This window comes from Paenibacillus sp. JNU01 (genome assembly GCF_059130585.1).
This window is the reverse complement of record NZ_CP169723.1, coordinates 5,835,930-5,857,325: the sequence shown is the minus strand read 5'-3', so window position 1 is coordinate 5,857,325 and position 21,396 is coordinate 5,835,930. Positions and strand designations below refer to the sequence as shown.

Here is a 21,396-nt window from a genome sequence, read left to right as displayed (position 1 = left end):
CACTGTACGAATAATCGTCTACCATCGATGCAGAAAGATTCACTTAGTAAAAGAGATGACCCCTGTAAAGTACAGGTCGTCATCTCTTTATTTGTAATCAAAAGCGGGCTTTTTGAACAACCTCTATAAAATCCTGTACTTTACATAGCCAAACCATATGATCTGTTCCTTCACCCCAATAGTTCTTCATTACGACATAGGGTTCACCGAATTTGCGTTGCCACTTCTTCTGTGCAATTCGATAGCCGCTATCCAGGCAGAATTGTTTAATTCCACGCCGCTGAAGCTCAGTAACCAATGCGACTATGAGCGCCGAACCAATCCCTTGACCTTGAACCTCGGGCATCACGTACAGGCTACCCAGTTCTCCGATATCATTCAGTCTACCCTCTGTACATTCTCGAATCTCCTCACCACAAGGTCCATACGAGATTGTGCCTACAATGGACTTACCCATTTTGGCCACGAGGAAAAATATATTTGCTTCCTTGTTATGATCTGGCTGCAATGCAGTGTGAATTAATGCTCTCTTATGTGCTATTTCATCCTGGATATCATCCAGTAGCGAGCCTATGCCCTCCTGTTCAAATGCTGCCGGGATCGTTGTCTTGAACACCTGATACGCTCCATCTGCGTCCGATCGTGTCAATGGTTCAATGGTAATTTTGTCATCCACAGGTTCTTCTCCGTTCCATATACCTTCTTAATCTGTACGTCGCTGAATCAGTCTTCTTAGTTGATTCGCATCCTCAAGAGCAATGCTATATCCAGTATGCGTGTCTTCCTCGTTTACTAACAGTCCTTGCATTTTGGGATCCATTCCTAATGAAAAATCATACCGGGTAACCGAACCATCTGCATTATTGATACTCATCTTGTACTGCGTACCATAATCAATAATACCCGGTATACGCTCTGCCTTATGTATGGCCTCCATCATGATTTGAATCTCGTCAGGTCGATCAAACTCAACATCTTGGCATGGTTCCGAGGCGAGGTTGGGATTACACGTTAAAGTGATTAGTACAGGAAGCCCTTCTTCCGCGTTCGATTCATTCGGTTGACTGCACCCTGCAATGATCGTGGCAATGACGACTACGAGCAACACTCCTACATATCTCACCATACTGCGTGCCCCCCCCCCCTGACTTCGTGTTAAATACAAGTGATGAACAGAGAAGTAATAAATACAGTTCTAATGACTCAATTGCACTCAACTTGTCATATTCAGTTACGTAACTCCGGGTCCCATGAAGACAACAAAGTGCTCAGTCGCTCTACGGTCTCTTCCACAAATACTTGGATCTTCTCCCCCGTAATGAACTCAGGAGTAATTCCAGGTTCTTCCCCATTCAGAAAAGAAAACGTGTGGTCCCTCCAGCGTACAATCTCATCAGCAGTTAAGCGATCCATCATGTCATAACCTGGTGAACTGTTGATCAGCTGCCACACCTCTTCGCTCCAACTCGAACCTTGATAGAGATTGAAATCGATCTGGTCCGTCTCCTGATAGTATAAACGCGCCAGTTCTTCCTTGGATCTACTCGTACCTATGGATAAGTCTGCCTTGTTGACCCGTTCTACAAATTCAGGATGCACGCTGCGGAACCAGTAATAATCCGTTAGCACATGCATAAAGTACCCCCGCACAAACCACTTCCATCCTTCATCAATGAGTGGTTGCATATAGGATGAGTAGAGTTCGTGGAGCCCTCCAACGTAATCTCCATCATCTTTCGGGTTAAAATGGGTGTATTCCTTATCCTCTCTGGTTGTGCCTTCACGCATATGTATGGAATCCGGGGCGATGTTCCCCAGATAGAATGAACCTCGATTAGCCTGCATTTGCAGCGAGTCAGCAATCCGATTAGCAATATTGAGATGAACCATGGGTAGCGGCATAGAGTTGATCTCCTTTTATCGGGAAGTATTCTACATTAATTAAAAAACGATATACCTACTGGTGGAACGTACAGATCACTGGAATAGTGTGACTCCGCTATGTTTCACCTTTTCACCGTAGATACGTGATTAATCCTGTATTCTCTCTGCTTGCATTCGATCAAACAATTGCTCCAGATCCGTATGGTACTCCGGGTGCTCCTTCACAAGCAGACTAATATATTCCGACCCACATTCATAGAACATCAAGCGGTTAAACGGGGCTGTGTCTCCCATATGATTGCTTTCCTGTCCGAATTTTGCCCGAATCAGATTCTCAATATAACGTGCGTAACCCTCGTTCCATTCCAACCAACTCCAGTACTCAGCTTGTTCTTCAGTTAATGAAGTAAACAACGCCTTTCTAGCTGTATGTACTTGTGTTAGGTCTCTACTCTTCAAAGCAGACAACAATGCGTTAATCCGCTCCACAACGACTGCATCTTCATACGGAAACTCATAATCCAGTTCCCATGTCACACGCTTCAATTGCGTCATTTTATGTTTAATCTGAAGACGGTTGACGATTCGCTCATCATAACTCTCATATACATAGCAATGAACATATTCGTGGAACAAATAGACTTTCTGCTCCAGGTCTTTGAATGCTGCGTCCGTAACAATCGCACACATACGTCCATCCATATGAGGCACTGGCATGGCTGCAAGGCATTCATCTGGAATATATAAATCGTCCGGCACCGTCTTTACCCACTCATATTGCTGCGTCTTGGACGAATAATCATAGATATATAATAAAGCTTCATAGGCGACAACCACTGGATAATGTTCTGCAAACAGAGGATGTAGGCTAACCAAGTCCTTCTGAAGCTCGTTTAACTCGTTAATCTGCTCTAAAAAAGCTTCCATGTCGTGAACCTCTCTTTACTGAAATGATGCGTTAATCATACTAGATTAGGAGAGATAAAACACTGAGAGAAAAATGATAATTCTGTTCGAGTGTGAGATAGTGAACGTTAGAAACGTTCGCCGCGTTTCTCATACAGGTAGATATCCAGTGCCTGAATCCCACGCCGGGCCAGCTTAATAAACAGGATCAGCGCATACACACCGAGTCCATATAACAACACATTAATCAACATTAGAAACATTGTAATCATAATTGTTATTCCTCCTATCAACCTATTAAATTATCACTTCCTATTCTAGCATATTTTCCCTCAGTTAACTTTTATGGTGGATGTAAAGGTTATTCGGGGTGCTTATTGATTCAAAACAAAAAAAATCCTCCACGTCCCTTTATGAAAGGTGGAAGATTTATAAACCGGTCTACCGTTTCCTAAGTTCGTTCACCACTGACTATATGCCAATGCTGATGCTTCGAGTCTTGATAACTGCCCAAGTTAGTTACAATCTTCGATGAGCCTGTCTGAGCTAACATGTCAGCAGCTACCTTTTTAATGACTTGCATCATTTCTAAGAGTAACTCATTATTATTCTCTTCCTCTTCTGAAATGAAGGACTGAATATGCATCTTGGGAATTACAACAATGTGATGCTTGTAGTAGGGCCGAGTGTGATGATAAGCCATAACGTTATTGGTTTCCATGACAACTTTAACTTGCGTTTTACCACTCAGCACCTCATCACAATAAAAGTCCTGCGTCATCATACTCCCCCTTCTTCAAAGTGCGTACGTTAGAGCGTAAACTTATGATTTGGTCAAGATTCCCTGATCCACCGATTTCTGAATAAGCTGCTGCGCATACTCCCACAATGTCTCGGAACCGTTCGCAATCTCACGGTTTCTGTTTAACACCTGTTCACTTGTAATGTTATATTTCTGCCATGTATCTCCCTCATTCTGATGGTTGTGGATAATAGGCTGCAATCGATCGAGAGATGAGGCAAATTGTGCTTCAGACGTCTGTTTTGCTTCAAACTCTAACCATAAGTGGAGTAGTTCTTCAGCCTGTTCCTTAGGCAACATACCAAACAGTCGATGAGCCGCTTTGAGTTCACGATCATATTTATCCGTATTCCCCACCGTATCGTAGGCAAAAGTATCGCCGGCATCGATCTCAACCAGATCATGAACGAGAAGCATCTTAATGACTTTGAGCATATCCACATCCGTGTTGGCATGACTCTGTAAAACCAAAGCCATCATTGCCAGATGCCAAGAATGCTCTGCATCATTTTCAAGTCTCTCACCATGCATAATTCTCGTCTTTCGTTCAATCGTTTTGAGTTTATCAATCTCAATGAGAAATTGAATCTGATCCTGTAATGATTCGCTCATAGCACATCCTCCTTCATATCTGACCCCCATCTACGTGGATAGATCGTACCAGTAAACTCTATAGTTAAAATCCAGTGACATTCCCACACCCTGCGCCAGACGAATGGAACCCGCATTGTCCGGTGAACAATCCCAATATGGATGTATGCCTACACGGTTGCATTCTTCTACAAAAGCTTTTGCCACCATCGCACCATAATTCCTTCTTCTATAGTCTTCAACCGTTTCAATATCAACCGCATGTGTCTCATCTGCGATAAAAGCCGAGAGACAAACACTCGCGATATCATCATTATGCACTGCAATATAGCCAAAGCCATATTGTAAAAAATCATCTATTGTAGTCCAGAAGTGATAGATTTTGTCCATCAGAAATGCAGAATTGTTGTATCTTTTCTCTCCTAATATCACTTCATCTATCCTGATAATTCTGACTTCTTCGTCCCGAGAAGCACATATGTCGAAAGGAATTTGATGACTTATGTGATCTGGATTCAATTTGAATACATGCTGAATGTCACTGGAGAACTCTCTTTTCCCAGAGATGTGCTGGAGAACATCTTCCCAAGCTTCGTCCACCACACCAATTTCAACACCATGAATATGTAAGTTCAACAACTTAGGTTCGATACTTTCCCGCATGTACTCGTTCAATTCATTCAGAAAGGGTTCACTTCGAGAATCTCCGATCAACTGAAAACCAGATTGTCCATGTATCCAAATTAGTGCTGCTGTTATATTCGCTGCATCATCTACATAGATCCTTCCCGGATTCAACCCAGACGCAACCGCCTTTACTTCAATATTCTGACACGAGTCCGTGAGATGTTTTACTTTGTGGAAATCATGTTTATTAATCTCGGTAATCATAGGTTTATTCCTCCTATAACAACAGCTCAGGAATCATTACAATTATAATCAGACCAAGTATTTGTTAAGCAATTCTTGAATCTCAAGATTATGCTTTTCTAGCCAATTCATGTTCCTCTCAAACTGTTCAATCATAAACGTGAAGTTGTGTTCAATCGTTGCTCCGGCATAATGCTGACCAATATAGAAATGAAGTACTGCTATATAATAGATTTTTGTAAGTAAAGGGAGATAACCGAACTCAAGCACTAAATGCTTGCGTTCACTGCCGTATCCTTGAAGAAAGGACTCGATTATTTCCAATGATCCTTGGGATTCCTGAACCACATGGTTAAAGCTAATTGTGAATTCCATAAACGCAGTATCCATACCCATAAAATCAAAATCTAGCACACCAGTGATCTCCTCATTCTGAGTGAGCAAATTATAAATTAACAAATCATGATGAACCAACTGTTGTGGTAACACCTCAAGCTGAAGTTCGGAACTCTCAATTTCTCTAATCATTTTCTGGTAAAAGGTAACCTTTGAGACTGATAATTCAAAAGGTGAATTTTTGTAAAAAGCCTTAATCGACTGCTGGTTAGCTAACGGATGAATTTCGTACATCTTAGTAAATGAAATCCCCCTGTATACTTGCTTGCCTATTGGGAACCTCTGCATTCGTGTCGAAAACTCTCCCACCAATTGACCAAACTTCTTAGATCTGTCTACGCTATGCAACTGGGGTACTGTACCCTCCAGAAAGGAAGTAATAGCCGCAAGCGTCCCATCTTCTAATAATATATAGTTTTGGCCATCTATTGTCCTATGAAAGCGAGGGACTTGAAACGAAGAAGGCTTACTTTCAAGGAAAGCCGTGACTTCACATTCAAGTTCAATTCCATCGATCGTTTTGAGATGTCTGTTATAGATACGAGCGATAAACCTCTGTCCATCTATTTCAAGAATCTTGGTCATATTCGTCAAGCCAAATGGAACGGCTCCCAAGCTATACTCGGTATCTTTGAAATAATGAGAAAGGATTTCGTCAAATCTGATATTCATAGATTCTCGTCTCTTCATCATCAAGCAGATAACCTCTACTGATATAGTCCCAATTATTTCTTTCATAAAAATCGGTCAGATCAGTACACAAATAGAGCTTGTTATACCGTTTTGCTTTCACCTCACTCAATGCATGGATTTGAAGTTGTCCACCCAGACTTTGGCCCCAATGTTTGCAGAAATACTGTACTGCTTCTTGTAGCACCTCCGGCTTCTGCCGGATATCAAAAATTTGCAAAATGTTAATCTCCCTTCACTTGGATCTGATTCAACATATATTCCGCATACTCCAGAAGTAAGGCTTCATTCAAATTCACCTTCTCCAGATCACCATTGTACTTCGCAAGGCATTGTGAGATGATATCCTTGTATTTAGAGGGAAGCTCTGTGAGCGCCCATTCTCCTGCTTCTCGTTTGGAGTGAATGACTGAATCTCTCACGTACAAAAGAACACGGCACAGACTCAGTACATAGTAGACTGGGTTGTCCACAATTTCTTCCAAAGCTGAACTCGCGTCCGATGTAATTGAAGCAATCATATGTTCACGATTTTCCGGTTGGAACAGATCCTTAATGGGTGTACCATCCAGCACAATACCTCGATCATAGATGACCGCCATATGTGCTACCAGATCTGGATCTTCATATCCACCACATAGATATTGCTCTTCCGTCCGATATTTCTCCCGGTGATAAGCAGAATAATGAAATTCGAAAGGTGTAGGGTAAGACATAGCAACAACTATAGATTCTAGTATGATACTGAGTTCAAACCCTTTCGTAATGCGCATCTCATCTTCAATCTGCATTAACTTTTGTGCAATCCTTCGATAGGTGTCGGCAGATCGATGTTCCCGGCTAACGACCAAGATATCGATATCACTCTGATTCGGATGAAAGCATCCCATGGCCATAGAGCCGTGTAGATAGATTCCCACCAAGGCATCCGTTAATTCTTCTTTCAAGACACGAGTAACGTTATCTAAAACCGTCTTTTCATTCAACAGAAGCAACTCCCTTATGTATATGATCAGGTATCCAATTCAACGTTCAGTTCACGCACAAAAACAGCTGTCCCCTTCATTCTGACATCCATATCCTCTCCATCCCGAATTACGCTCACTTGAACCTTTCCATCTCTTCCAATCTCATGCCCCTGCTCTACCACAAACTGTACCTCATCGATCTCCGGTTTCACATAGGTTAAATAATAAGCACCCATCACCCCGGAGGCTGTTCCAGTCACTGGATCTTCCGTCGTACCTGAGTAAGGTGAAGAGAAATGTCTGGCATGCATCATCGCATCGGAATCACGAGTTTCGAAACAAAAAGGATGTAAGGAAGCTTTGGGATTCTCAATTAAAATTTCTGGGAACAGGGAAGAATCCGGTTTCATTTTCATAAAAGAGTTCAAATCACGAATGGGGATTAACAACGTCCAGGTTCCCGTACTCCCATAAACGATTGGCATAGAATGATCCACTTCATCCAGAGTGAGGTTTATGGCGCTTACCAGCTTCTCGATATCCCCCTGGAACGGTATAAACTGCGGATGATCCTGTTTCATCTCCATGTAAATGATGTTGTCATTTCGCTCAAATCGAATAGGTAGTATGCCTACATTGGTTTCAATCGTGATTAACTCTCGGTCACCCAGCATACCACGCGTCTTTAATCCATACAGGGATGCCATTGTGGCATGTCCACACAGATTAATCTCATGACCCGGCGTAAAATAACGTAATCGGACGTCAGCTACTTCAGATTTCAACACAAATACCGTCTCATTAAAGCCAATTTGATAAGCGATCTGCTGCATCTCCGCCTCACTGAAATGATCCGCATCAAAGACCACTCCTGCCGGGTTACCTTGACCGGGAACTGTGGAGAAAGCATCATAATGATAGACCGTAACATCACTCATCAAAAGACCCACTTTCTCTGTAATCTACGAGACGCACATTTCCATATAACTCTACGCTTTCACCATCAACTACAAGCCCGCCACCATCTTGGCACGCATATACAGCTGTACGGTTAACACGGGTATACTCTCTTAATGAATCCAAAGCATCTTCCGAACCATCCCAGTGGGGTGCAACCTCAAAATCGACAAAACCCAGTGCTTTCATGTCTTTCAGATCTAGATTGTTCTCATCTGCATCTTCCCCATGCCCAGCGATCTCTATCGTAGGTGTAGTAAGAATACTGCCTGCGCTGACCCCAATCAGCATGCCACCACTCTTCACATAGGAACGCAGCAAACCTAGCACATTTCTCTTCTGTAATAGACTTAGAAAATAAAACGTATTTCCGCCGGATAGATGTATCGCATCACACTCGAAAATAGAGCCAAATGTGTTCTCCTCGTACTCCAGATCAAGATCATAATATTGAATGTTGTCTATTCCTATTTGGTTATAGTAACGTCTAGTGTGCTCAAAATACCTTCGCTCCGCGTCGGAACATGATGGTATATAGCCGATGGAAGGCTGTTCACTGTGGAATAAGCTTCGTATTTTCTGATTCAATTTATCGTTAGATTCGAACACCAAATCACTTAGCAGAACCAACGTAGTCATCTGATTTCCTCCCGTATCTATTAGACTGGCTTAAACTCTCTTTCCAAAATTGAGAAGAAATACTGGTCTGTCCACTGTTTGTTCCACCATAGTTCTTCCTGGAAGACGGCCTCCCGTGTCATACCCACATACTGCATCAGTGCTACTGAGCGGACGTTTTGTGAATTACACATGCCGACAACCTTATGAGCTTGTAACTCTTGAAATGCAAAATGTAGCAAAAGTCGGGTAGCTTCACTCCCGTATCCTCTACCTGCGTATTCCGAAAGTACAGCGAATCCAAGTTCCCAGCTTTTTCGGTGATCCACGTAACTCCACATCTGAACGATCCCAATGGGTGTATCCTCTGGATCATTCACGCGCCGTATAACGAAATCATAAGCATACGGTTTCTCATCTGCGACAGCAAAATGGCTGCGATATTTCTCACGGACCTTTTCCTCATCTGTTTCAACAGTTTCCTCGAAGCTCCATACGCTTGTGTCACATTCAAGTTGACCTATGAAGTTGAGGTCTTGTTCTGTAACTGTAGTTATTTTAATTTCCTGTCCCACGAATTCCATGTGAATTCATCTCCTTAGGATTATGCCACCATTCCCATAGACTACTGCATCAGCCCGTTAATATATCTTCTGTGGCTTGCAGATGCTTCTTGAACCCACAAGTCCAACTCAACTCTACTCACAAAAAATTGATCCTGAACCTTAATGAACGGGAACATTTTCCCATCAAAGAAACCTGATACGGTAAAGCTTCCTTGTTCCGCCTTAATAATACTCATCACCTGTTCTTCAGTCATACTCAGATACTCGGCAGTTTCTTGCATCGTCAACAATACTTTATCGTTTGGTACTACTTGCTCTACTGCCTGAGTGAGTTCACTATTTCTCTCATGAGTGGTTAAAATTATACAGCCAATGATAAAGCAGATACCCAAAATGGCACTAGCTAAAAGTATAGAGAACGGAACAGATTTCATTTAAATCCTCCCTTGCTCAAAAGGGGTCTATGTCAGACCCAACATATTTTTTCTGTAAAGTGTAATAGAAGAGATTGTCTACTAACTCAGTGGACTTCAGAAAGTTTAACTTTTCTAACAAGCTCTGCGATTGAATATTTGCCTGCTCCACAGTCGCTTCAATAAAATCAAGATTCATCTCGTTCCAGCCAATTTCGAACATTGCGGTTAAAGCTTCTTGCATCAACCTTTGTCCCCAATAGTCCGGGGATAAGTCAAAGCCAATCTCTGCCTTCGACGGTGAATCCGTATTCCAACAGTGAAACCCCGCTGTACCTATGAATTCGCCATCTAATTTATGGAATAGACCATATCTGCAACCTGAATCTTCAATGTGAAATTGTATGATTTCTTCTGCTTCCTTTACATCACGGCAAGGCTGAATATCCATTAATCGAGTTACATCCGGTTTAGCAAAATGTTCATACACATCCTGCCGGTCTGCTAAGGTTAATTCTCTGAGGTACAGACGTTCAGTCTCTACATTAGGAAAATGTATCATGACATGATCTCCTTTAAATCGTTAAACGTTTCGGATTGTGTACTGCCCGGCCTCACCAAGAAAATCACTTTTGGTTAATCCTTTTTCTCCGAGCAACATCCTGTAGTTCGATATTGTACCGTCATGTGAAATGACAAACGTGTTGCCCCTCTGTTTCCTGCACCACTCCAGAAGCTGTTCAGCTAATAGCTCGAATCGATGTGCATCCATCTGATCAATACTTTCCTTCCAACAATCCAGCCCCAAATCAAGCATTCTTATGTAAGTGTATTGATGGCTGAGTTCTTCCTTGGAATAGGTCTGATCGCAGACAAGAGGAACAAACTCCGGATTCTGAGGAAACATTCTTGGGCCAACCAACGGGCTGAACATAAGATTGCCTTTTGGTTCTAGCAGGCGCGCTGTTTCAATAGTACGTTTCGTTGGACTAACCAAGATGGTGTCTTCAGGCGATAAATTCACTTGTTTACGTAACGCTATAACTTGACGTTTTCCCAATTCAGTGAGACCAGGATGCAGGTAATTTAATTGATTAGGATAATCTAACAAGTGTTCACCATGACCATGACGAATAAATGTAATGTCCATAAGCCCTCTATTCCTCAAGCTTCTCAACTAATTATTTTTGTTTTCTTAGATACTCATCTTGCTGACCATCCATCGGACACTCCATTTATAAATCCCATGATGAATGAAAAAATAACGAGTCCGAGCAATAAAATCAAACTGGCTATACCCCATTTAAGCAAAATTTTCCTTTTGCTTTTAGCACCAACCCCTAACAATAAAGCTGTTACAACAATTAATGCTACTTCCAACAAGAGCATGAAAATAAACCTCCGTTATGTATTATGCTGAGCAGTTTTCATATATGTTCTGACCTGTTCTGCAAACCGAACTGCTTCCGCCTCCGTTTCAAAAGATCGTTTCGGAATCACATGTGCACTTGCCTTATTAATGAGAATAAAGAAATATTGTTTTGTCTCATTGAAGATTTCCAAACCTTTCCACTTCTATGAAAAATCAAGTTGTCTAAATAGGATGGCAATAGCCACAGGCAGCACACATACAGCGATCAGCACACCTTTCTCTTACAGTTTAAACATCGCAAATTTGTTCATTTGCCAGTAATCTTCTTCTGTCAGATGAATATGCATCATGTTACTAACTTCCTCCACTCGTTGCAATCTAGTCTGATATTACTCATAAATCTTGCCCATATACAGGATCTGAGCGCATCTCTTCCATGGGTTATCCGGCTTCTCGTAATGGCTTAATCCATCTATCGACGCTTGTCCCCACTCCGCTGCCGCTTCCAAAAATGACGCTATTGAATCATTCTGCCATTCATCTGCATGACCTTCCCGATCCTTACTTAATTGTTGTAGGAAAACCATAAAGGTCACTTCATCTTCGACTTCATTTACAAGCTCAAATAACGTTTTTTTCATGTTGTTTTGTTCACCTGCTCTCGATTTCTTAGCTTCGTAAGGTTACTCCAGAATTTTGTCCAGTTTGCGCCTACAAAGCTCCAGGTCATAATCCGAGTTATCCAGCCATACCTTATCCATCTGAAGTAAGTCATAGATTTCGGACTCCAGCTTCTTTCTTTCCTGTAAAACTTGTACCGTGCCCTGAACCCCCTGATAACCTTGCGCTTGCCCCAAACCCTGGTTCGTATAATAGTTAATAAAACCTTCTGACCATTCCTTCGGTCTTTCACGAACTGCCTTATCAAAAGTAAAGGATATATCTTTCTGGTCGATATAAATGAGAAGCGGATTTAGAGCATGAATGATACGCCCGAGTTCCAATACATACTGCACATTCTGCTCTTTGGTTTGATTGCATTTTACGAGACCCATGGTCAGTGGATTCTGGATAAAACAGCACTCAAATATCGTGATGTAATCATCATTCGTACTTAACACGTTTTGGGCAAAATCTTGCCACTTCTCGGTGATCAGCTCCATATTTTGCTCAAAAGGAATTTCGTAAATATCTCGGCTGAAAATATCCTGTACAATGTGATCGGGGAGCTCTATTCCCCGTTGTTCTCTCATCTTACGATAAGGAATCAGAAAACCATCGCCATAGGCAGTCGCATTGCTTTCCAGAACCTCTCTGTATTCTTCATGTTTTTTCAATAAAACCTCAAAATCTCCAGCATCATAAAAAGCAACACCTTCGTAATCAGCAGGGTGATCCAGGTTCCCTTCCTGAAATAGTTGTACCTTTTTGCCTTGTCCCTTTAAAATTTCGGATACCATTTGGGCAACTGTTGACTTGCCTGAACCCGGTAAACCTTCAATCAGTATTAATCGCCTTGTTATCATTGCATCACCCTTTATGTTATGTGAATGTGAAGATATAGATCTTCCATGTGTCAGACATTATGTTATTAATCAATATCTGCAATAACCCATTGCGCAGAATCGCCATCTTCTTTCTTTTTCCAAAACACCATCGTATTGCTATACTCTTCGTCGTTCTCATTTAATTCGTTAACCATCACCACTGCCTGATAGAGCTTCCTTTGCTCCTGTATCGTTATGTCGCTCATGGAAGTAACCTTGCGAATTTTGTATCTTCCCATACCTAATATAGGAGATTCAGGATCAATCAGACTCATATATGCTGCTTCATCCTTTTCGTATAAATAACGCAAGCGGGCATTCATCAGTTTGACAATTTCCAATTGGTCTCCGTTATAGTTTGTTTCATCGAGATACTCTGGTGGAGTGTCTTCCTTCTCTTGGGATGTCGATATTTCTTCATTCTGTTGTGTCTCTTTTTCTGTGACATTTAAGGTTGAGGAATCTATTGTTTGCTGCGCATCTTCAGTGTTTGCCTGGTTCTGACAAGCCACCAGAAGCAGAAATAATAATGAAACTAGGATTAACTTTTTCATATTCCGTCCTCCAATCACCAATCGTCTACATAAGAAGACTTCCTATCTATGTAAAATTTTCTCTCAAGGTACATCATAACCCATAATGTGGGATTTGCGAACGAACGAAATTAGCCATTCCAACGTATAAAGCATCTCACGCCAAAAACACGCTTCTCTGCACAAGTTACATCATGCATAGAGCGTGGATATCAGCAGAACTTTTTCCTAACTTTTTTAACTGTCCATAGTGAATCTAACTATCGATTCCATAGCATGTTCATTATGCCGACCGCTTCAATCAGGATTTCTTTTTCTTCATGATCCGAGAAAAGATAACTATACGTTGAAAAGATTCCCATATGGCGTATATGTCCACCTTTGTAATGAAGTCTCTTTTCGTCACCGTCGATTGTCTGCGTAAACGTACTGCCTTCATTCACATTATACGAAGCATGGATGCCATGTTCACTTGAGAGCCAGGCAACAAAATCCTCTTCGTTTGGATTGGTCATGACTAGAATAACGATCAGAACAACAAATACAACAATGCCTGTTCTTAGTCCTGTCTTCCTCTTGCTACCATGTTGCGTGTATTCAGGCTCATCTTGATCACCCATTTCTTGAGCAGAAATCTCTACGCTCTTCGCCAAAACCCAACCACTCAATCCATATGAGGATGAGATCACCATGTACTTGTATTTCTCATCGATCAGCCGGTTATGCAATTCGTCATACGAATCATAACTGACAGGCCAGCAGTAGCCCTTTCCCGACTCTAACAATTCGCGATTAGATGGGATAAAATGCTCCAGATCCCACTCATCCAGATCCAAAATAATGCTGCCATGCAGCGGCGTATCGAACGCATGGGCCATTACACCAGAGAATAAGACATCCATATTTTTCGGCACAGCATGACTTGAACGAGTACGCATCCTGATTCTTTCGTTCTCTAAATCTACTTCGTAGCTTAATATGATGTTGTCATGCAAACTTGGCATACTCCCCCCTCCTTCCGATATGTCCGTTAACTCGTTTATCCTCAAACACCGTAATATCGTTTATAGTTCGAGACCCATTCCACTTTGGAGAAATCAACAAAATCATACGGCTCGCACTGTCTAAGGTACAGCAATTCCTTGTGCGCCTGTTCCCCCTCCATCTTTTCCAGGTAAAACAATGTCTCTTCATACCCTGCACCACATAATAACTGCACATCAAGATAACTGCTCGTATCCTGATTCTTTTGTTTGGCCTGCCAGATCAGCGTGGTGTCCTCTACATTTCCGATACAGAACAACATAATGCACAATAGTTTTAGAACTTCGTTATCCTCTAAGTTTCGATTCTCTATCTCTTGGTGTAGCAGCTGTCGGATGTCCTTCCGGTTAAGCTCATCTGGTTCCAATCCGTACAGCTGCAACAGTTCTTCCTCGTTCATACGTGCACTCCCTGCCTACTTGAGAATGTTATTTAACTCTTCCGCTTTTTTCCTGCTATCTATTCTAGCATAAAAATAAAAAGCGATGATGTGCAGCACGATAGATAATAACCACATACCGGGGAACCAGGGAGCGATGAACTGGAACATATCTACCGAGAATAACCATACCATCGCCATACCTCCAGCAATATTGAATGTGGAAGAAATAACGATATTCCATACCGGTTTTAACGTAAAATGGTTCCACAGTATGTTATACATCACTCCAAACAACACAGCTGCAATGAGAGCAATACCCGCTATGTTCCATAAATAGGACATCTGAATGGGTAGATCACCAAAGAATATGGTTGCCAAGAGTGTGATCCATAGCGTCATCATCGTGAATACTTGAAAAAAAGAATGTCTAAGTTGAGTCATCATGATAATTTCCCCCTAAAGTTTTTAATATAAAATCGACTGACAAAGTAGCTGGAGCGATCGCTCAGGTCTACCTTAATTCGGGCATGGTCTGTTGCAGAGAATGCGGTGATGTATCGTGTATTGATGATCGTTTGATTATTAATTTTCACAAAATGAACGTCACCCAGATCCTCTTCTACAAATTTCAGACGTTTATTAAGCAAATACCTCTCCCCTGAGATCACCCGGACACAGCACATCCGATCCTCTGATTCAAAGGCAACCACCGAGCTCAATTGGATCTGCATATTGCGATTATTCTTGGCATGGATGACCGTTAATTGAGTTTCTGATTCGCAGATCGCCTGCTGAATACGATCCCACTTCGACTTTTCCTCTGGATGTGTAATGACCTTGGCTACCCTTTTTTCAACTGACGTGTCCTCTTCAAAAATGACTTTCATGTGTTGGCCCTCCTCTCACAACTCATATTACAAGCATAGTTACGACAATCCCACTGTATTGCGTTTTGTTGCAGGATTTTGCAAGTTTGTTGCATCGGCACTGCACAGATACCAAAAAGAACCACTCCATGGGAGCAGTTCTTCTATATACTCATCCGGAGCATTCAAGGCATGAGTTAGTCTTTTCATATAATGGTGCTAGGTTAATGTTAATCGATCTCCAGATACATCTCCTGATTTTGCAGGATCATCTCGTTCATGTGTGTAATAGCTTCTTGTGCCACGGCTTGATAATTAGCATATAATGCTTCTGTTCTCTGAAGTAGGATCGGGTCCTTCTCCAGATCGGTTGGCAGCACCTCACGCCACACTTCATCCACCCAATTGTGTTCCGTAATCAGGCTTTCTATCTGATCCAGTACATTCACCATCTCATCTAAATGAAAAAACCGCATCCCATTTTTAATCCCATTCCAACTCTTGATCTGGGTGATGTTATACGCCGAAAACCAATAAAATTCTGCCAGACTCTTCGTGTGATTGTGATAGGAATAGAACAAAAATAAAGCTTGTTGCCCCTCATGTAACTGTCGGTATATCTCTGTTTTGGCGGCCATATCTCTGCCCCGCACGGAAACAAGCATCGGTTCAATACACAGCCAGCTTAATTGCTTGGAATATATATCTTCTGGCCGAAGTCTAGCCTTCATAACATGCTCCTCTCTATTCACTAATTTAAGGATTCTCTGGTGTATCCACGGCCGGGTCATTCTCTCCACCCATTCTGCGTCTGGATGTCTCCATCTTGCCCGTCGAAGGCACGTGTTCAGACGCTTTAGCTAATCCGAATTGGGGCATATTTACATATATGGTCTCGAAGGAACCCGACTGAGCTTTATATGTTTCATGATAAATCCCTACTGTTCCATCGGAACCAATGGAGCCGTTGAATCTTTTCCAGGCTTCCAAGTGCAGTCCGCCCCGTGCGTATTTCTCCAATTCATCGTAAGATCGCCAATATTGGAGTAGCGTCACCCCACGCCAGCTTATAAAATACTCTGTACTCAGAAATCCGGTCTCCGGATTCATATAGAGTTCTTTAATCATCGGCCCCATGGATCGTAAAACAGGCAGCCATTTATGTATAGCCCACAGACGATTAATCCTCATTCCGATGATAAATACAACAAATTCTCCATCAATTTGAGCTGAATATCTTCCCTTATATATGTTCGGCACGTCACTTCTCCTTCTCGTCCAACATGTACCTGCGTTCAATAAACTTGATCTTACTAGCAATATTAAAAGCTTGGCTTGTCGCCACACCCTCTTTAATTATATGACCCGCACTATCAAATAATCGGACGTTAGTCCACATTAATTCTAATGACTTAGCACACTTATCCGCTTCTTTTCGATCTTCATATGACCATTTCACCCGATGTCTAATATGTTGAGGGACCCACTGTGATCTGAATTTCTTTAATTTTTTGTAGGAAATATACTTCTCGATTCTCTTTCCTCCCCTGGCCATACCATATACCAATGGACTTTCAGCCATACCATGACAATATAAAATGTACACCTTCGCACCCGTTCGGAGTTGATTGTCCTTAATAACATTGGTAATTACCGCATACATCTGATCTGACCCCGACTCTCTAAATCTAGTTGATCCTCATATCGTCTGCGAACGTTTATTGGTCCAGATTCTCTGCCATTAAAATTCTTACAATGCTATTCGCGTTTTTGAATCTCATTTTGTTATTCTTCTGTTGGTAGTCCCACCCTTGTCTTATTGCATATTGAATAAGGTTGGATATCAGTCTGGGTTCATGGACAAATATATCCCATGTATCTTCCCAAGCAACATCGAACTCTACGAATGTGGATTTAAGTGAATTCGAATAAACCCGAATGACGATATCATATGCTTGTTCATCCACAACGTACAGGAACAGTGTATCATTCACTACAATTTTGCGGAGTTGTTTCCTGTATACCTTCAGGTATATCCCTCCCTTACTTACACACACTGCTGCGTAAATCCTTATAAACATCCCATTTCGTATACAATTGTTTTAACGCTAATCCTGTTGTATATATGAACTCTTGCATAGCTTCCATGGATAAAATATTTAAGTCACCCAAGTGTTCGTTGTCAGGGTTAGCTAAAAACTCAAGTTTCTCTCCCCTATACTGATACACCTCAGCTTCCAGCAATCCGCCTAAATCATATGCTTTTCCCACGTTCAGCTCACTTAACCAATCGCTGGCCTTGTCCCAATTCCGTAAAATCAGAAATTCAAGCTTCGTGACATCCTTCGTATACACGTTTCTTCCATTGGGGTGAACTTCATATGCAGGATATATATCGAATGTCCATACGCGGTCCGTATAGATATGGGCGATGTAACCGCACAGATATTGCATGAATTTGGGATCACTATAAGCTAACTTCTTGTTGGACTCAAAAAAAGCTTTAAGTTCTTCATCTGTTGCAAACCTTCCCTCCTCTGGCATGAGGTGGGTTTTTGCCTTATCGGTACGAAGATTAGTTCTTACATGGATGGAATCAGGAGCTAGGCTTCCCAATAACAATTCAGAGGGTGGCTTGGATATCAATTCTGATGCAATTGCAAAATGGACCATAGGCCAAGGCAATGTAAAAGCTCCTTTCTCTATCTGAACTATTCTATTATCGCGATCACTCGCGAAGCAATTTAGTCGCTCCTTGCTTCAAGTCTACAAATATAGGCTTCTGCACATTGTTAATTGTGGCAATATCAATCTCATCAAGATATCTGAAAACAAGCTGTAATGATTCCTTTTGTTCATCTTCAAATAAAAGAGTCATCTGGTCATCACAGAGTTTTCCTTCCAACTCCGCAATAACGTCAAATAAAAACATTACACTTCATTTCCATCCGGATACGTATAATGCATTCTCTCGCCCGTGTAGATGGAGGCCAATTTATAAGAACTCACGTCAAGCCCTGTTTCCTCTTTCACTTCTCTAATCATGGTTTCTTCGATTCGTTCACCTGGCTCCATACCACCACCAGGTAATCCCCAATCTCCATAATCAGATCTCTTTTGCAGCAGAACCCTTCCCATACGATCTCGAATAATAGCTCCACCGGTAACAACAATACGACTAGTCATGCCTCTGCCCCTCTCTGTTGAGTTACTTCAACAGCTCACAATTTCAATCAGGAAATTCTACGATTATTTCTTCATATCCCAAAATGCACAATGCATTTCCCATTTATCTCAGCATGCTTTGCCATGTTCGCAAGTTTATGTAATTCGTAGATTAATTCGACCTTATTGTATGCAAGTTTCTCGTAGTAGCCCTTTTGTTCTTCTCCATCGACACAGTAACTCCCTGTTAGAACAATCGGATCTGTCGCATGACTAAATAGATCTATCCAGGCTTGAATCAATTTATGAAACTTCAACAATGCATCCTGCTCTTCAATAACGGTTATTCCACAGTTGTTCAGTCCACTACATCTCATACAGGTGGATGGATTCCATGTATCCAACCAGCGAAGGGAATCATAAATATATGCAATGAATTCGTCTTCCAGGGCCGCATAAAACTCTGACTTCAGCCCACTTTTATGTATGTTGCCATGAGAATCCCAGGAGTAGGAGGTATACATATTCTCGTTTACTCGCGATTTGTTTTCAATCACAAAATGATGCTTGGGCATACCTGCTTTCTCCCCCTTACACGGTCATTCCTATAGACTCCTCTTTCTTCATCATAACCCATGTATTGGTAAATGGAAATTGAAAAAGATCCTATCCACCTCTCAACATAGGAGAAGCAAATCGGACCTAAAAAAATCAATTACATTCAAAAAACCTTTCATTCACTCAGAATCTCTGCCTCTTCGCACAAAAGTCTGGGACAAAATCCGGTGGCTACCAGCGATGTTGTCAATCTCAATGTTATATTCAGACTCGGTATATTCGATCTGATGGTGCTCATAATATTTTTTCCAGAATGAAACTGCTGCCGCATTGTTAGCGAGTTGTTCTACTTTGAATCTACCCTGAAATTGAGCAAAAACCAAGTCAACCGCTTGTGATGCCAGCCCTTGCCCGCGATATTTTTTGACCAAGAACAACTCCTGCACGGTATAATTCACATCTTCCGGCACATATGGAGGTGAGCACACCAGTACGAATCCAATAACCTTCCCCTCATACTGAATCAAAAACGGATGTAATTCATCGCGTTCCAGATATAAATAGGTGTTCGTTGGATCATATTTCCCCTCTTCTATTAGATCTTCGCCAGAATATTCAGACAGATCATATAAGTACAAGTTGAACAGGTTGAGAAACAATTCCTTTTGTTCTGCCAAAATACGCGTAATTTGCACATTCATCTTCATTCCACATCTCCCTTAGTTAATCAGTTGGTTCGTGACCCATACAGGACTTTCCCGATATCCACAAAGCGCTTGCTGCGCCCTGTTCTCAATATATCGTTTCAACCCTAGCAGATATAGGCAAAGTTTGGTTTAAACCATAGAGTAACCATACATTCACGGTCGACATGCACATATGTACAAAAAAAAGACTCCCTACAGAGTCCATTTATTGATCTTGTCTTTATTTTCCACCACCAAGTATCCTCTGGCATGTAGCCAACCCTTAATGGATTAGATAATCAACCACAGGATATGAGATCACATTGCGGTCTCTGTACGTTGAAGTCACCGCTTCGTGATGTGTGCTTAGAATTCCATTTTGCAACATCACCGGCCGGAAACCTCGCTCCATCGCTCCGTTGTAGGTGAATAGTACACATTCCTCTGCGGCAAAGCCGGCGATGATCACTAGTTCAATGCCATGACTCTTCAACACTTGCTCCAGATCAGTCTGCCAGAAGGCATTGGATGCTTCCTTCGTAACCGTGATATCCTTCTCATTCACATCCACCTCGGGAATAATGCGATACTCATCTGGCGCTGCCTCTTCCATCCCTTCCACATCCTGTACGTGAATGACCACATGATTATTCGTGCGCAGCACACCTGCAACATGATTAATGTACTCGCATGCATGGTCTATCGAAGTCTGGTCCATCTTTTTCCGCACAATACTCTCTTGCATATCAATAATCAGCAAACCTACTTTCATCTAATCTCTCCTCAATAATAAATTTAATGTCGCATGATTCAATATCTTCCCTTGTTTACACGGATAACTTAACTTAATCCTTGAATAGTTCATTCAGCATCCGGTCGCGGTTCTCCAGGAAACTGCGGGTAATCTGATAGTGGTCGGTATCCTCATAGGCTACCCCTTGAATCTGGCTATCGTCAAAGCTTAAAATCTCTGCCCCTGGATACCCAAGCAAAATGGGTGAGTGCGTCGCAATAATGAATTGCGAAGTGCCTGACAGATTATGAAGGATACGCAATAAAGAGAGCTGCCTAGCAGGAGATAAAGCGGCTTCGGGCTCATCAAGCAGATAGATGCCTTTGGAACTGAAGCGATTGACGAACAGACTGAGAAAAGACTCCCCGTGCGATTGTTCATGCAACGAACGCCCGCCATAATATTGAAGCGATGCCGGCATTTCATCGACATGTGATGCGAATTGATAGAACGATTCAGAGCGCATGAAGAAACCATTCGTTATTTTGGGCAACCATGCCAGCCTGAGATAATTCCCGAGCGAGGATTCCGAAGCATGTGTCTCATAGGTATTATTCCTGCCGCCCCCTGCGGTATTGAATCCACATTGATGAGCGATGCCCTCTAGCAGCGTAGATTTCCCAGAACCATTTTCACCTACAAAAAAAGTAATGTTATTCGTGAGCTCCAAACGTTCCAACGAACGTATCGCGGGGATGTCAAAAGGATATTGGTTCCGATTCTCAATCTTGGCCGACATGAGTTCTACACTTCGAAGATACATAGGCATACTCCTATTCATGTTAGAAT

At 41.9% G+C, this 21,396-nt stretch carries 36 protein-coding genes; all 36 read right to left on the bottom strand.

Annotated features, from left to right (window positions below; all coding sequences use genetic code 11):
• Positions 1-97: 97 nt before the first annotated feature.
• Positions 98-676, bottom strand: coding sequence for a GNAT family N-acetyltransferase (locus NLBNIHML_RS25695; RefSeq protein WP_494353120.1), 579 nt, complete (start codon positions 674-676; stop codon positions 98-100).
• A gap of 27 nt (positions 677-703) precedes the next feature.
• The gene (locus NLBNIHML_RS25690; protein ID WP_494353119.1) at positions 704-1,126 is read right to left on the bottom strand and encodes a YhfM domain-containing protein; all 423 of its coding nucleotides are present in this window, start codon (positions 1,124-1,126) and stop codon (positions 704-706) included.
• Positions 1,127-1,227: 101 nt separating this feature from the next.
• Positions 1,228-1,902 (bottom strand): zinc dependent phospholipase C family protein, encoded by a 675-nt coding sequence (locus NLBNIHML_RS25685; protein WP_494353118.1) that lies wholly within the window; start codon positions 1,900-1,902, stop codon positions 1,228-1,230.
• 129 nt (positions 1,903-2,031) lie between these two features.
• On the bottom strand, positions 2,032-2,811 hold the full coding sequence (locus tag NLBNIHML_RS25680) for a hypothetical protein (protein ID WP_472473572.1): 780 nt from the start codon (positions 2,809-2,811) through the stop codon (positions 2,032-2,034).
• 107 nt (positions 2,812-2,918) lie between these two features.
• Positions 2,919-3,062 carry a hypothetical protein gene (locus NLBNIHML_RS25675; protein ID WP_181155325.1) on the bottom strand — a complete coding sequence of 48 codons (144 nt, stop codon included), beginning with the start codon at positions 3,060-3,062 and terminating at the stop codon, positions 2,919-2,921.
• Between the two features lie 179 nt (positions 3,063-3,241).
• Entirely contained in the window at positions 3,242-3,574 is a 333-nt protein-coding gene (locus tag NLBNIHML_RS25670; RefSeq protein WP_339259884.1) for an HIT domain-containing protein, read from the bottom strand.
• Positions 3,575-3,613: 39 nt separating this feature from the next.
• The gene (locus NLBNIHML_RS25665) at positions 3,614-4,204 is read right to left on the bottom strand and encodes an HD domain-containing protein (protein WP_472473577.1); all 591 of its coding nucleotides are present in this window, start codon (positions 4,202-4,204) and stop codon (positions 3,614-3,616) included.
• 30 nt (positions 4,205-4,234) lie between these two features.
• Complete coding sequence (locus NLBNIHML_RS25660) at positions 4,235-5,074, bottom strand: GNAT family N-acetyltransferase (RefSeq protein WP_494353117.1); 840 nt, start codon at positions 5,072-5,074, stop codon at positions 4,235-4,237.
• A gap of 48 nt (positions 5,075-5,122) precedes the next feature.
• Entirely contained in the window at positions 5,123-6,121 is a 999-nt protein-coding gene (locus tag NLBNIHML_RS25655; protein WP_494353116.1) for a phosphotransferase enzyme family protein, read from the bottom strand.
• Positions 6,105-6,359 carry a GNAT family N-acetyltransferase gene (locus tag NLBNIHML_RS25650; RefSeq protein WP_494353115.1) on the bottom strand — a complete coding sequence of 85 codons (255 nt, stop codon included), beginning with the start codon at positions 6,357-6,359 and terminating at the stop codon, positions 6,105-6,107. The genes NLBNIHML_RS25655 and NLBNIHML_RS25650 overlap by 17 nt, the downstream gene beginning before the upstream one ends.
• Positions 6,360-6,363: 4 nt before the next feature.
• Positions 6,364-7,125, bottom strand: a complete 762-nt coding sequence (locus NLBNIHML_RS25645; protein ID WP_494353114.1) for an aminoglycoside adenylyltransferase domain-containing protein — start codon at positions 7,123-7,125, stop codon at positions 6,364-6,366.
• 26 nt (positions 7,126-7,151) lie between these two features.
• Positions 7,152-8,045 (bottom strand): PhzF family phenazine biosynthesis isomerase, encoded by an 894-nt coding sequence (locus tag NLBNIHML_RS25640; protein ID WP_494353113.1) that lies wholly within the window; start codon positions 8,043-8,045, stop codon positions 7,152-7,154.
• A complete protein-coding gene (locus NLBNIHML_RS25635) occupies positions 8,038-8,703 on the bottom strand; it encodes a Type 1 glutamine amidotransferase-like domain-containing protein (RefSeq protein WP_494353112.1) in 666 nt (221 codons plus the stop codon). Before NLBNIHML_RS25635 ends, NLBNIHML_RS25640 begins: the two co-directional genes overlap by 8 nt.
• A 20-nt stretch (positions 8,704-8,723) precedes the next feature.
• Positions 8,724-9,266, bottom strand: coding sequence for a GNAT family N-acetyltransferase (locus NLBNIHML_RS25630; RefSeq protein ID WP_494353111.1), 543 nt, complete (start codon positions 9,264-9,266; stop codon positions 8,724-8,726).
• Between the two features lie 41 nt (positions 9,267-9,307).
• On the bottom strand, positions 9,308-9,682 hold the full coding sequence (locus tag NLBNIHML_RS25625) for a hypothetical protein (RefSeq protein WP_339259869.1): 375 nt from the start codon (positions 9,680-9,682) through the stop codon (positions 9,308-9,310).
• A gap of 16 nt (positions 9,683-9,698) precedes the next feature.
• The gene (locus NLBNIHML_RS25620) at positions 9,699-10,223 is read right to left on the bottom strand and encodes a GNAT family N-acetyltransferase (RefSeq protein ID WP_494353110.1); all 525 of its coding nucleotides are present in this window, start codon (positions 10,221-10,223) and stop codon (positions 9,699-9,701) included.
• A 21-nt stretch (positions 10,224-10,244) separates the two neighbouring features.
• Positions 10,245-10,811, bottom strand: coding sequence for a phosphoglycerate mutase family protein (locus NLBNIHML_RS25615; protein WP_494353109.1), 567 nt, complete (start codon positions 10,809-10,811; stop codon positions 10,245-10,247).
• Positions 10,812-10,864: 53 nt separating this feature from the next.
• Complete coding sequence (locus tag NLBNIHML_RS25610; protein WP_342572322.1) at positions 10,865-11,050, bottom strand: hypothetical protein; 186 nt, start codon at positions 11,048-11,050, stop codon at positions 10,865-10,867.
• Positions 11,051-11,065: 15 nt separating this feature from the next.
• A complete protein-coding gene (locus tag NLBNIHML_RS25605; RefSeq protein ID WP_446723761.1) occupies positions 11,066-11,224 on the bottom strand; it encodes a YcxB family protein in 159 nt (52 codons plus the stop codon).
• Positions 11,225-11,422: 198 nt separating this feature from the next.
• Positions 11,423-11,674, bottom strand: a complete 252-nt coding sequence (locus NLBNIHML_RS25600; protein WP_472473591.1) for a DUF7660 family protein — start codon at positions 11,672-11,674, stop codon at positions 11,423-11,425.
• A gap of 42 nt (positions 11,675-11,716) precedes the next feature.
• On the bottom strand, positions 11,717-12,559 hold the full coding sequence (locus NLBNIHML_RS25595) for an adenylyl-sulfate kinase (protein WP_494353108.1): 843 nt from the start codon (positions 12,557-12,559) through the stop codon (positions 11,717-11,719).
• Between the two features lie 65 nt (positions 12,560-12,624).
• Positions 12,625-13,134 carry a hypothetical protein gene (locus NLBNIHML_RS25590; RefSeq protein ID WP_494353107.1) on the bottom strand — a complete coding sequence of 170 codons (510 nt, stop codon included), beginning with the start codon at positions 13,132-13,134 and terminating at the stop codon, positions 12,625-12,627.
• A gap of 239 nt (positions 13,135-13,373) precedes the next feature.
• Positions 13,374-14,117, bottom strand: a complete 744-nt coding sequence (locus NLBNIHML_RS25585) for a hypothetical protein (protein WP_494353106.1) — start codon at positions 14,115-14,117, stop codon at positions 13,374-13,376.
• A 41-nt stretch (positions 14,118-14,158) separates the two neighbouring features.
• Complete coding sequence (locus NLBNIHML_RS25580) at positions 14,159-14,557, bottom strand: hypothetical protein (protein WP_494353105.1); 399 nt, start codon at positions 14,555-14,557, stop codon at positions 14,159-14,161.
• 15 nt (positions 14,558-14,572) lie between these two features.
• Positions 14,573-14,983 carry a hypothetical protein gene (locus NLBNIHML_RS25575; RefSeq protein ID WP_339240644.1) on the bottom strand — a complete coding sequence of 137 codons (411 nt, stop codon included), beginning with the start codon at positions 14,981-14,983 and terminating at the stop codon, positions 14,573-14,575.
• On the bottom strand, positions 14,980-15,426 hold the full coding sequence (locus NLBNIHML_RS25570) for a LytTR family DNA-binding domain-containing protein (protein ID WP_339259851.1): 447 nt from the start codon (positions 15,424-15,426) through the stop codon (positions 14,980-14,982). The genes NLBNIHML_RS25575 and NLBNIHML_RS25570 overlap by 4 nt, the downstream gene beginning before the upstream one ends.
• A 209-nt stretch (positions 15,427-15,635) precedes the next feature.
• Entirely contained in the window at positions 15,636-16,136 is a 501-nt protein-coding gene (locus tag NLBNIHML_RS25565) for a hypothetical protein (protein ID WP_339240642.1), read from the bottom strand.
• 25 nt (positions 16,137-16,161) lie between these two features.
• Positions 16,162-16,665: a DUF4188 domain-containing protein gene (locus NLBNIHML_RS25560; RefSeq protein WP_494353104.1), complete on the bottom strand. Its 504-nt coding sequence runs from the start codon at positions 16,663-16,665 to the stop codon at positions 16,162-16,164.
• Between the two features lie 458 nt (positions 16,666-17,123).
• Positions 17,124-17,462, bottom strand: a complete 339-nt coding sequence (locus NLBNIHML_RS25555; RefSeq protein WP_472473607.1) for a hypothetical protein — start codon at positions 17,460-17,462, stop codon at positions 17,124-17,126.
• Entirely contained in the window at positions 17,449-18,090 is a 642-nt protein-coding gene (locus NLBNIHML_RS25550) for a hypothetical protein (RefSeq protein ID WP_494353103.1), read from the bottom strand. Before NLBNIHML_RS25550 ends, NLBNIHML_RS25555 begins: the two co-directional genes overlap by 14 nt.
• 43 nt (positions 18,091-18,133) lie before the next feature.
• On the bottom strand, positions 18,134-18,337 hold the full coding sequence (locus NLBNIHML_RS25545) for a hypothetical protein (RefSeq protein ID WP_494353102.1): 204 nt from the start codon (positions 18,335-18,337) through the stop codon (positions 18,134-18,136).
• On the bottom strand, positions 18,337-18,591 hold the full coding sequence (locus NLBNIHML_RS25540) for an NUDIX domain-containing protein (RefSeq protein ID WP_494353101.1): 255 nt from the start codon (positions 18,589-18,591) through the stop codon (positions 18,337-18,339). The genes NLBNIHML_RS25545 and NLBNIHML_RS25540 overlap by 1 nt, the downstream gene beginning before the upstream one ends.
• A 71-nt stretch (positions 18,592-18,662) precedes the next feature.
• Positions 18,663-19,145 carry a hypothetical protein gene (locus tag NLBNIHML_RS25535; protein ID WP_494353100.1) on the bottom strand — a complete coding sequence of 161 codons (483 nt, stop codon included), beginning with the start codon at positions 19,143-19,145 and terminating at the stop codon, positions 18,663-18,665.
• Positions 19,146-19,307: 162 nt separating this feature from the next.
• A complete protein-coding gene (locus tag NLBNIHML_RS25530) occupies positions 19,308-19,835 on the bottom strand; it encodes a GNAT family N-acetyltransferase (protein ID WP_494353099.1) in 528 nt (175 codons plus the stop codon).
• Between the two features lie 262 nt (positions 19,836-20,097).
• Positions 20,098-20,586: a cysteine hydrolase family protein gene (locus tag NLBNIHML_RS25525; protein WP_339259835.1), complete on the bottom strand. Its 489-nt coding sequence runs from the start codon at positions 20,584-20,586 to the stop codon at positions 20,098-20,100.
• 73 nt (positions 20,587-20,659) lie between these two features.
• Positions 20,660-21,370: an AAA family ATPase gene (locus tag NLBNIHML_RS25520; RefSeq protein WP_494353098.1), complete on the bottom strand. Its 711-nt coding sequence runs from the start codon at positions 21,368-21,370 to the stop codon at positions 20,660-20,662.
• Positions 21,371-21,396 lie beyond the last annotated feature (26 nt).